This window comes from Marinobacter sp. UBA5687 (genome assembly GCF_002420325.1).
Taxonomy (GTDB): Bacteria; Pseudomonadota; Gammaproteobacteria; order Pseudomonadales; family Oleiphilaceae; genus Marinobacter; species Marinobacter nauticus.
Map to the genome: position 1 here is coordinate 1 of NZ_DIHV01000095.1, position 9,997 is coordinate 9,997.

At 58.0% G+C, this 9,997-nt stretch carries 9 protein-coding genes; 4 read left to right on the forward strand and 5 right to left on the reverse strand.

What is annotated here, in order from left to right; all coding sequences use genetic code 11:
• The first annotated feature begins 89 nt into the window (after positions 1-89).
• Together oadA and B3Y70_RS09925 are read left to right on the forward strand one after the other, a co-directional pair.
• Complete coding sequence (gene oadA, locus B3Y70_RS09920) at positions 90-1,877, forward strand: sodium-extruding oxaloacetate decarboxylase subunit alpha (protein ID WP_183581307.1); 1,788 nt, start codon at positions 90-92, stop codon at positions 1,875-1,877.
• Positions 1,878-1,890: 13 nt separating this feature from the next.
• Positions 1,891-3,225, forward strand: coding sequence for a sodium ion-translocating decarboxylase subunit beta (locus B3Y70_RS09925; RefSeq protein WP_031209652.1), 1,335 nt, complete (start codon positions 1,891-1,893; stop codon positions 3,223-3,225).
• 56 nt (positions 3,226-3,281) lie between these two features.
• Here the strand turns inward: B3Y70_RS09925 and B3Y70_RS09930 are convergent, their stop codons facing one another.
• From B3Y70_RS09930 to imuA, 3 genes are read right to left on the reverse strand one after another with little or no spacing between them, the layout of a single operon-like run.
• Positions 3,282-6,401 (reverse strand): error-prone DNA polymerase, encoded by a 3,120-nt coding sequence (locus B3Y70_RS09930; protein WP_286893104.1) that lies wholly within the window; start codon positions 6,399-6,401, stop codon positions 3,282-3,284.
• On the reverse strand, positions 6,401-7,822 hold the full coding sequence (locus tag B3Y70_RS09935; RefSeq protein WP_023007869.1) for a Y-family DNA polymerase: 1,422 nt from the start codon (positions 7,820-7,822) through the stop codon (positions 6,401-6,403). The genes B3Y70_RS09930 and B3Y70_RS09935 overlap by 1 nt, the downstream gene beginning before the upstream one ends.
• A 3-nt stretch (positions 7,823-7,825) precedes the next feature.
• On the reverse strand, positions 7,826-8,518 hold the full coding sequence (gene imuA / locus B3Y70_RS09940) for a translesion DNA synthesis-associated protein ImuA (protein ID WP_011784491.1): 693 nt from the start codon (positions 8,516-8,518) through the stop codon (positions 7,826-7,828).
• Positions 8,519-8,645: 127 nt separating this feature from the next.
• On the opposite strand from imuA, the gene B3Y70_RS09945 reads away from it, so the two are divergent.
• Positions 8,646-8,984, forward strand: a complete 339-nt coding sequence (locus B3Y70_RS09945) for a 4a-hydroxytetrahydrobiopterin dehydratase (protein WP_219194519.1) — start codon at positions 8,646-8,648, stop codon at positions 8,982-8,984.
• Positions 8,985-9,016: 32 nt separating this feature from the next.
• Positions 9,017-9,292: a YrhK family protein gene (locus B3Y70_RS09950; protein WP_022991732.1), complete on the forward strand. Its 276-nt coding sequence runs from the start codon at positions 9,017-9,019 to the stop codon at positions 9,290-9,292.
• On the opposite strand, the gene B3Y70_RS09955 is transcribed toward B3Y70_RS09950, so the two are convergent.
• Both B3Y70_RS09955 and B3Y70_RS09960 read right to left on the reverse strand, forming a co-directional pair.
• Complete coding sequence (locus B3Y70_RS09955; protein ID WP_228285441.1) at positions 9,243-9,521, reverse strand: tyrosine-type recombinase/integrase; 279 nt, start codon at positions 9,519-9,521, stop codon at positions 9,243-9,245. The two genes, B3Y70_RS09950 and B3Y70_RS09955, sit on opposite strands and share 50 nt — an antisense overlap.
• Positions 9,439-9,624: a phage integrase N-terminal SAM-like domain-containing protein gene (locus tag B3Y70_RS09960; protein ID WP_228285454.1), complete on the reverse strand. Its 186-nt coding sequence runs from the start codon at positions 9,622-9,624 to the stop codon at positions 9,439-9,441. Before B3Y70_RS09960 ends, B3Y70_RS09955 begins: the two co-directional genes overlap by 83 nt.
• Positions 9,625-9,997 lie beyond the last annotated feature (373 nt).

The window sequence follows — 9,997 nt, forward strand, 5'->3', positions numbered from 1 at the left end:
CCATCAAGAAGGCGATTGCACAATACCGGTCACGCCACAAGAAGTGACCCCGGTACACGATTAGAACCTTTTAACAGAAGGCTGACACGATGACTGACACGAAAAAACCGCTGGGGATTACGGACGTAATTCTGCGTGACGCCCACCAATCCCTGCTCGCCACCCGCATGCGTCTGGACGACATGCTGCCAATCGCCGAGAAACTCGACAAAGTGGGTTTCTGGTCGCTGGAATCCTGGGGTGGGGCTACCTTTGATGCCTGTATCCGTTACCTGGGCGAAGACCCCTGGGAGCGCATCCGCGAACTTAAAAAAGCCATGCCCAATACTCGCCAGCAGATGCTTCTGCGCGGCCAGAACCTGTTGGGCTATCGTCACTATGCGGATGATGTGGTTGACCGTTTCTGTGAGCGTGCCGCCGAGAACGGCGTAGACGTGTTCCGTATTTTTGATGCCATGAACGATCCCCGCAACATGGATCGCGCGATCAAGGCCGTTCGCAAGACCGGCAAGCATGCCCAGGGTACGATTGCTTACACCACCAGCCCTGTGCACACCATCGATATGTGGGTAGATCTGGCGAAAGAAGTCGCCGACATGGGCGCAGATTCCATCGCGATCAAGGACATGGCCGGTATTCTCAAGCCGTATGTGGCCTATGATCTGGTCAGCCGCCTGAAGAAAGAGCTGGATATCCCTATCCACATGCAGTGCCACGCCACCACCGGCATGTCGACCGCTACCGCCATCAAGGCTGCGGAAGCCGGTATCGATAACGTGGATACTGCTATTTCCTCCATGAGCATGACCTATGGTCACTCGCCCACCGAGGCTGTTGTTGCCATCCTGGAAGGTACCGATCGTGACACCGGTCTTGATCTGAACCTCCTGGAAGAAATTGCCGCCTATTTCCGCCAGGTGCGCAAGAAGTATGCGAAGTTTGAGGGCAGCCTGCGCGGCACTGATTCCCGCATCCTGATTGCTCAGGTACCGGGCGGCATGCTGACTAACATGGAAAACCAGCTGCGTGAGCAGAACGCAAGCGACAAGTTTGACCAGGTGCTGGAAGAAATTCCCAAGGTTCGTGAAGACCTGGGCTTCATTCCGCTGGTGACCCCGACCTCGCAGATTGTCGGCACCCAGGCGGTACTGAATGTTCTGACCGGCGAGCGTTACAAGTCCATCTCCAAGGAAACCTCCGCCATTCTGAAGGGTGAGTACGGCGCAGCGCCAGCCCCTATGAATAAAGAGCTTCAGGAGCGTGTGCTGGATGGCAAGGAAGTCATGACCTGTCGTCCTGCAGATGTGCTTGAGCCAGAAATGGACAAGCTGACCGACGAACTGAAGAAGCTGGCGGACGAGAAGGGCATCAAGCTGGCCGACAATCTTGAAGACGACGTGCTGACCTACGCGCTGTTCCCACAGATCGGCCTGAAGTTCCTGGAGAACCGCAACAACCCGGATGCGTTCGAGCCGGTACCGACCGCAGAAGACGCCGCACCGGCCAAGAAAGCCGCAGGCCCGGAGACTTACACCGTTGAAGTTAACGGCAAGAAGTTTGTGGTGGCGGTTTCCGAAGGTGGCGAGATTACCCAGATCCAGGGTGACGGTGGCGCCGCGTCTGCTCCGGCCGCTTCCTCCGCACCCGCTCCGGCGGCAGGCGAAGGCGAGCCTCTGGTGGCACCGCTGGGTGGTAACATCTTCAAGGTTCTGGTTTCTCCGGGTGACACCGTTGAGGAAGGTGACGTGCTGATTATCCTCGAAGCCATGAAGATGGAAACCGAGGTTCGCGCACCGAAAGCCGGTACTATCGGCGAAGTCTTCATCAAGGTCGGTGATGCCGTCTCCCCTGATGATGAAATGCTGACAATCGCATAAGGGCCAGCATTCCATGGATAAATTAATGACACTGTGGACAGGCAGTGGCCTGTTCAACATCGAGCTGGGCCAGGTGATCATGATCGCTATTGGCCTGTTGCTTCTCTATCTTGCGATCAACAAGAAGTTTGAGCCGTTGCTGCTGGTGCCCATCGGGTTTGGTGGCATTCTGGCGAATATTCCGGAGGCAGGGCTTGCCCTGACTGCGGCTGAAAACGCTATTCACTTTGCTTTGCAGGGTGGCAACTCCAAGGTTCTGGCTGCACTGGCGGCGCCGCTGGATGTGGCCTATCAGGTCGGACAGGCGATTACGCCTGAGCTGAAAGAAGCCTTCAAAGTAGCGGTGAAAGAAGCCAGTTATTCCGAAATGGCGATGGCCAACTCCATTGCGCAGGATTACGGCTACGGCAATGGCATGCTGTATAACTTCTACTCTGTGATTATCGGCAGTACCGTTGGTCCTCTGCTGATTTTCATGGGTGTAGGGGCGATGACCGATTTCGGCCCTTTGCTTGCTAACCCCAAAACCCTGCTTCTGGGTGCGGCTGCGCAGTTCGGTATTTTCGGTACCGTTATTGGCGCGGCGTTGCTGGACTGGACGGGAATACTGGAGTTCAATATCCTCGAGGCCGCTGCAATCGGCATCATTGGTGGCGCCGACGGCCCCACCTCCATCTACGTATCCAGCGTACTGGCCCCGCATCTTCTGGGTGCGATTGCCGTCTCTGCTTATGCGTACATGGCGCTGGTGCCGATGATCCAGCCGCCGATCATGAAGGCGCTGACCAGCGAGAAAGAGCGTGCCATCAAGATGTCGCAGCTGCGCCCGGTGAGCAAGAAAGAGAAGATTGTCTTCCCTCTGGTTGTTCTGATTGCCGTGGTTCTGTTCCTGCCCGATGCGGCTCCGCTGCTGGGTATGTTCTGCTTCGGTAACCTGATGCGTGAGTGTGGCGTGGTAGAGCGTCTGAGCGATACCGCACAGAACGCGCTGATCAACATCGTAACCATCTTCCTGGGTCTGTCTGTTGGCTCCAAGCTGATGGCCGACAAGTTCCTGGATGGCCAGACGCTGGGTATCCTGGGCCTGGGTATTGTGGCTTTCGGTGTAGGCACGGCTTCCGGTGTACTGATGGCGAAACTGATGAACAAGTTCACCAAGGAAGCGATCAACCCGTTGATTGGCTCCGCAGGTGTATCCGCGGTGCCGATGGCGGCGCGGGTCTCCAACAAGGTGGGCCTGGAAGCCAACCCGCAGAACTTCCTGCTGATGCACGCAATGGGTCCGAACGTGGCCGGTGTTATTGGCTCTGCGGTTGCAGCGGGGGTAATGATCAAGCTGCTCGGCTGATCCTTACCGACACTGCCCTGAAAACCCCGCCTTTGGCGGGGTTTTTGCGTTTGTGGTCAGTGGAAATCCCGGGAGCTGACCGGTAGCGAGTTGATCAGATGGCTCAAGTCAGACAGCTTGCCGGCCATGACATGAACGATATCCCCCTCTTTCTCGATGACTCCTTTGACGTGTAACAACCGGGCGGTGAGCAACGGTTTGCGCTGGCGGCGGGCGGTGTCTAGCCAGACGACGACGTTGACGTTGCCGGTTTCGTCTTCAAGGGTGACGAAGGTGACGCCGGAAGCGGTGCCGGGCCGTTGGCGACCGGTGACCAGGCCGGCTACTTGTACGGGGATGCCGGGACGGGTGGCTTTGAGTTGGTCGGCGGTGAGGCAATGGCGCAGGTGGCCTTGTTCGCGGAGCAGGGCAAGGGGATGCCTTTGTAGTGTTAAACCCTGGCTGCTGTAGTCGGCCAGTACGTTTTGCCCTTCGGTGGGCTCCGGGAGCAGGTGGCAGGGTTCCGGTGTGTATTTGGTCATGGCTTCGTTAGCGAAGAGTTCGGCGGGCTCTTCGTGTTCGAGCAGTTGCCAGTAAGCCTGGTGGCGGTTGCGGGTGAAGCCGGGCATGGCGTTGGCGCCGGCGAGAAGTTCCATGTCGCTCTGGTTGAGGCCAGCTCGGGTGCGCAGTTCGGCGGCGCTTTGGTAACCGTTTGCCGGGCGGTTCTGGTGGACGCGCTCGGCGCCACTGCGAGACAGGCCTTGAATGATTCTAAGGCCAAGGCGCAGGTGCTGCTCCTGACCTTGCAGGGTGTGCTGCCACTGGCTGTGGTTGACGTCTGGTGGCAGCACGGAAACGTTGTGGCGCCGGGCATCCTGAACCAGTTGGCTGGGCGAGTAAAAGCCCATTGGCTGGCTGTTGAGCAGAGCGCAATAGAACGCTGCCGGGTGGTGGCGTTTGATCCAGGCGGAGACGTACACCAGCAAGGCAAAGCTGGCGGCATGGGATTCCGGAAATCCATAGCCACCAAAGCCGCAGATCTGTTTGTACAGGCGCTCGGCGAAGTCGGCATCGTGGCCCCGCTCCAGCATGCCCTGAATCAGTTTGTCGCGGAAAGGTGTCAGATCGCCATGGGATTTCCAGGCCGCCATGGCGCGGCGAAGTTTATCGGCCTCGCCCGCACTGAAACCGGCGGCAACCATGGCCAGTTTGATGACCTGTTCCTGGAAGATCGGCACCCCGAGGGTGCGCTCCAGCACCTGGCGTACGGCATCGTTGGGGTATTCCACCGCTTCCATGCCGTGTTTTCGGCGCAGGTAGGGGTGCACCATGTCGCCTTGTATGGGGCCCGGGCGAACGATGGCGACTTCGATCACAAGGTCGTACCAGGTTTCCGGTTTCAGCCGCGGGAGCATGTTGATCTGGGCGCGGGACTCCACCTGAAAGACACCGATACTGTCGCCTTTTTGCAGCATGGCGTAGGTGTCAGGGTCTTCCTGAGGGACATCCTGAATGGTAAACGGCGTGTCTTTCTCTTCACTGATCAGCGCCAGTGCTTTGCGAATGGCGGTGAGCATGCCCAGGGCCAGGACATCCACCTTCATCAGCCCCAGACTTTCCAGGTCGTCTTTGTCCCACTGGATAACCGTGCGCCCTTCCATGGCGGCATTCTCGACAGGCACCAGTTCTGAAAGCGGGCCGGCGCTGATCACGAAACCGCCCACGTGCTGGGACAGGTGGCGTGGAAAGCCCAGCAAGGTGTTCACCAGCGTGAAGAACTGATCCGCGACTTTGGGGCTGCGGGTCAGGCCCTTGTCCAGAATCTGCTGGCGCCAGCCGGTGGTCTTGTCACGCCAGTCGATGCCATCCAGCAGCTTCTCCACCAGTGTGGCATCAAAGCCCAGCGCCTTGCCCACATCCCGGATGGCGCTGCGGGGGCGATAACGAATCACGGTGGCGGCCAGGGCGGCCCGCTCACGGCCGTAGCGCTGGTAAATGTACTGAATAACCTCTTCACGCCGTTCGTGCTCGAAATCCACATCGATGTCGGGGGGCTCATCCCGGTCTTTGGAGATGAACCGTTCAAACAGCAGTTCCACATTGGCCGGGTTCACCTCGGTGATGCCCAGGCAGTAACAGACTGCGGAATTGGCTGCGGATCCCCGGCCCTGGCAAAGAATGCCCTGACGCCGGGCAAAGTCGACGATGTCGTGGATGGTGAGAAAATAGTGTTCGTAGCGCAGTTCGGCAATCAGCTCCAGCTCTTTGCGAATCAGTGCCTGCACCTTCATGGGTGTGCCCGATGGGTAACGCCGCCGTTCACCCTCCCGGGTGAGTCGCGCCAGAAACGATGTGGGTGTTTCGTGTTCCGGCACTAAATCGGGAGGGTATTCATAACGCAGGCTGCCAGGCTCAAAGCTGCAGGCTTCGGCGATTGCCACGGTCTCCCGAACCCAGGGCTCGGGGAATAGTCGCCGGATAACCGGTATCGGGCGCAAATAACGCTCGGCATTCTGAAACAGGCAGTGTCCGGCCTGTTCCAGCGTGGTGTGGTGGCGCAGAGCTGTCAGCACGTCCTGTAATGGCTGGCGTTCGCGGCGATGCATATGCACCTGGCCGGTTGCCACCACTGCGCAGCGCATTTGCTCAGCTAACCACCGTACGCGGACCAGTTGCTGTTCCTCGCCGGCTTCCAGTGTACGGGTCGCTGCAAGGCGTAGCCTGTGCTCGAAAATCCGTTGCAGCCATTCGCCGGTGATCAATGCCTGGTGCGCGTTGGTTTGTGATACCAGCGGTGGCAGCCACAGGCAGAGGCAGTGGTCCAGCGAATGGGTTTCGATGTCCCGGGTAAATAACCGGTATTGCCCTTTCTCAGCGCGTCGCCGCCCGGTGGTGATCAATTGGCAAAGCTGACCGTAGCCCTCGCGGGTTCGAGCCAGCAGTATGAACCGGGGTGGGGCAGTGGCGCCCTCGGGAGTATCGCTCAGTTCGAACCAGCTCCCGGTAATCAGCTTTACCGGGCTGTCTTTAAGGGCTGCCCAGGCTCTGGGGATGCCTGCCACCGAACAGGCATCGGTGATGGCAATTGCCCGATAGCCAAGCTCCGCGGCTTGCTCAGCCAGTTCATGGGGATGGGAGGCGCCGGTCAGGAAGGTGAAGTTGCTGAAGCAGAACAGCTCGGCGTAATCAGAATCCATCAGCCAAACCACCCGTGTATGTACCAGCCATCGCGAATATCCCGGAACACCCACGCCAACTGACCGCTGGACAACTGGGCAATATAGTAGTCACGGTGCACCCGCTGGCCGTCCCACCAGCCAGCACTGATGCGTTCCGGCCCCGAGAACCATCTGGCCGGAGGTTCTGCAAGTGGGTGCGGCGTGGATAACAGCCATAAAGGGCGCGCAGGCAGGCCAGAGACCTCTGGTGTTTCGCTGTGCCTGCTGGCCGGTTTTATGGCGGAGGCTGTCCAGGCAAACTCCGGGCGGTGGTCTGCCCGCGGTGCAAGCTGTTGCAATGCCTCAGTACCAAGGCGGGCCTGTAAACGACTGGCCAGCGTATGCCAGGCTTCATTCAGGTCCTGACCATCGCCCAGGAGGTCCTGGCCAACCGGGGCTTCCCGGCCCAGAAACCGCTTTACCGACAGGGACAGACTGATCACCGGTGCCCGCAGCGGGTGCTGATCCAGTTTCAGGCGCAGCAGTTTCAGAAAGCTCTCTGCCCGATGCTCCGGGCCAGTCGTTCGCAACGTTAACCGGGTGGCTTCTTCGTGCCGGTGTTGGAGTAAAAGATGCAGGGTGTCGGTGTCCTGTTGGCGCCAGCACAGGTCTTCTTCCAGCTCGGTCAGAATCCGCTGCAGCGCGAACAAAAGCCCCTGGGCATGCTCCACTTCCTGAATAAAATCGGCCCGCTGGCGGAATCGGTGCGGGGGGTGCCAGGGCGATTTGGGGTCTGGCCTGGTGCCCTGGGCTTTTTGTATACGTGCCAGCAGCTCCGGGGATAGCCTCCGTGCCAGTTCCCGGGCTGGCAGATTGAAGACTTCAGCCAGCGTATTCAGTCCCAGGCGATGCAGGCGGGTACAGGATTTTTCATCAAAACCCGCAGCCACCAGAGGCAGTTTGCCCAGGGCCGTCAGAATGTGGCCTTTGTCTGCGGTGCACTCGCCTTTGCCTGCTTGCGCAAGGAGCTGAGCCGCCAGTGGCGTATGCCCAAGAGCCAGCCAGGCAGTGAGTTGCCGCTCTGCCAGAGCCTGCTCGACCGTTTGCCAAACGGCGGGAAGCCCGCCATATAGCCGCTGGAGGCTGCTGACTTCAGCCCACAGACCGTGCGGCGGCGACAGGGTAATGTGGGCCGCGTAACGGTATAGCCAGCGGGCCTGCTCTTCCAGCAGATTGGCTTCCTGTTGAGAATCGAGATGCAGAATCACCAGGTCTGGTGCCAGGCCCAGTGCGGTCTTGAGGCGCATGCCCGGCCGAATACCCAGGTGATCGGCTTCTGGGCAAACCTGCAGAATAGCCTGCCCGGCAAGATCGACCACCGCAAGTGCGCCCTGAGTTTGCTGGCTGCGGCGAACATGATCCAGCAGCAGGTGAGGGAAGTGCAGATACAGCCACAACATGAATCAGGTGGCTCCATCCTGTGACCATGGTCCCTGAATAACACCAGTGGGGTCGCTGGCCTGAATGCCCGCGCGATGCCCAAGGGCAAGAGTGCAGCGCTGTCCTGGCCAGCTACCACGGCGTTTCAGAATGTTGATCTTGAGATCCTGGTGTTCTCCGGGAATCAGCTCCAGCCGAAGTGCGGCCGGTGAATGCTGCTCTGCCTGCCGACGTTCCCGAAACAGAATGCAGACATTGTTACCCGCTTCGGAAGCCAGTTGCAGCCGGCGGATATCCCGGGTGGCCAACTTCCCCGGCCAGGCCATCACCAGGCCTGTGACAGGGGAGCGCAGGCAGTTTTCCAGTGTCCACAGAAAGTCAGCGGAATCGTGAGTTTGAACCAGCACCAGTTGATCGGTATTTACGCCAGCCCTGGCCAGCGCCGGGGCATAAGGTGTGTGGGGCGGGTTCAGCCAGAAAATGGTTTTTCCCTGCCTGGCGACCTTCTGCATAAGCGGAAGTACCAGGTGCAGCTCGCCAATGCCACAGCTGTCCAGCAGGCATTCACTCAAGGCACCCTTGGGCCAGCCGAGCCCACCAAGTTGGTTATCCAGAACCTGATACCCCGTGTGCTCCGCCGGAGAGGCGTGTTTCTGGGGCTTATGACCCTGCCAGATACGGGCGTCCTGAAGCAGGTGGTTGAGTGATTTGCTCATGCTTATTTCTCGAGTACTGTTTATATATACAGTATTCGGAAAGAGGGTCGATTTCAACTGCCGGGTTGATAAACGACGGGCGGGCACCCACGATGTGGTTGAAGCCACAAATATAGTGGAGGACGCTATGTCGAATCTTGGCCAGCAAGGCTGCAGCGCCTGCAGTGCCGATGCACCCCAGGTCACGGATGCTGAAAAGCAGACCCTGTTGAAAGACGTGCCTGAATGGCAGTTGATCGTTCAGGATGGGGAAGAGCAGTTACAGCGGGTGTTTACCTTCAAAAACTTTGTCCAGGCCCAGGCCTTTACCAACAAAGTGGCGGACCTGGCGGAAGAAGAAGGCCACCACCCCGCGATACTGTTGGAATGGGGGAAAGCCACCGTACGCTGGTGGACCCATAAAATCGGAGGCCTGCACAAAAACGATTTCATCATGGCCGCCAGAACCGACGAACTTTACCCATAATCGCTTCAAACAGACCGGAAACAGGAAGTGCCATGGACGAACAATCAATGGACAACCCGCTTACCCTGAAACTTGGCCACGAAGAGCTGATCATCCGGCGCCGCTACGAGATGATCAGCATCATCAATGATTTCTTCATCGCCATCTGGTTTCTGGTGGGGAGCATACTCTTCCTGTTTCCGAAGCATGAGACCGCCGCAATCTGGCTGTTTATTATCGGCAGCTTCCAGTTCCTGGTAAGGCCCACCATCCGCCTGATCAGCCACATTCATATCCGCCGAATACCACAGAGTAACTGGGAATCCTAAACGGCCTGGTCAATTTCCCTTCGCGAACGATCAACTGCTGCATGCCGAAATCGACGTCTTTGACACGTAATCGAAGAGCTTCGTTAATCCTCAGGCCGGCACCGTAGATCAGCATGGCCACCAGTTTGAATTCGCCCTTCAGATTGTCAATTACCCGCCTGGCCTCGTCCGGGCTGAACACAACCGGAAGCCTCGAAACTCCCGACAAAGCACTTGATCCAGAACACATAGGTTTTCTCGGTTTGGTAAGCGAGACCGCGAAGTCGGATAAAATTTCTGAGCCGATCCAGAAAGCGTGTGGATTGCGGAGAAATCGGGCAGCGGATGTCCATATCCTGGCTCCTTAATGATTATGTATAAATATACAGTATTTAATTTTCCGGAATTGTCAATCAAGTATCCAGAAGCGGAGTTATACGAACGCGTTCGCAAAACTCCGGGAAACCAGGGCGAAATGTTGCTAACCTTCTGATAAGTTTGAAAAGGAGTATCGGGGCGTGCGGAGTTATACGCCCCTAATCTGGAGCAGGGGTGGCTCGAACACGGGCGTATAACTCCGGCGGTAGCCGTGGTGGATTCAGGTAATTTTCTGATTTTATTGGTGAAGCTGGGGTTTCTGAGAGTCGCGTTTTTTGGAGTTATACGAATGCGTGTTATACGAACGCGTTCGTATAATTAGCTGTTGAACTAAACCGCTCCGCGGTA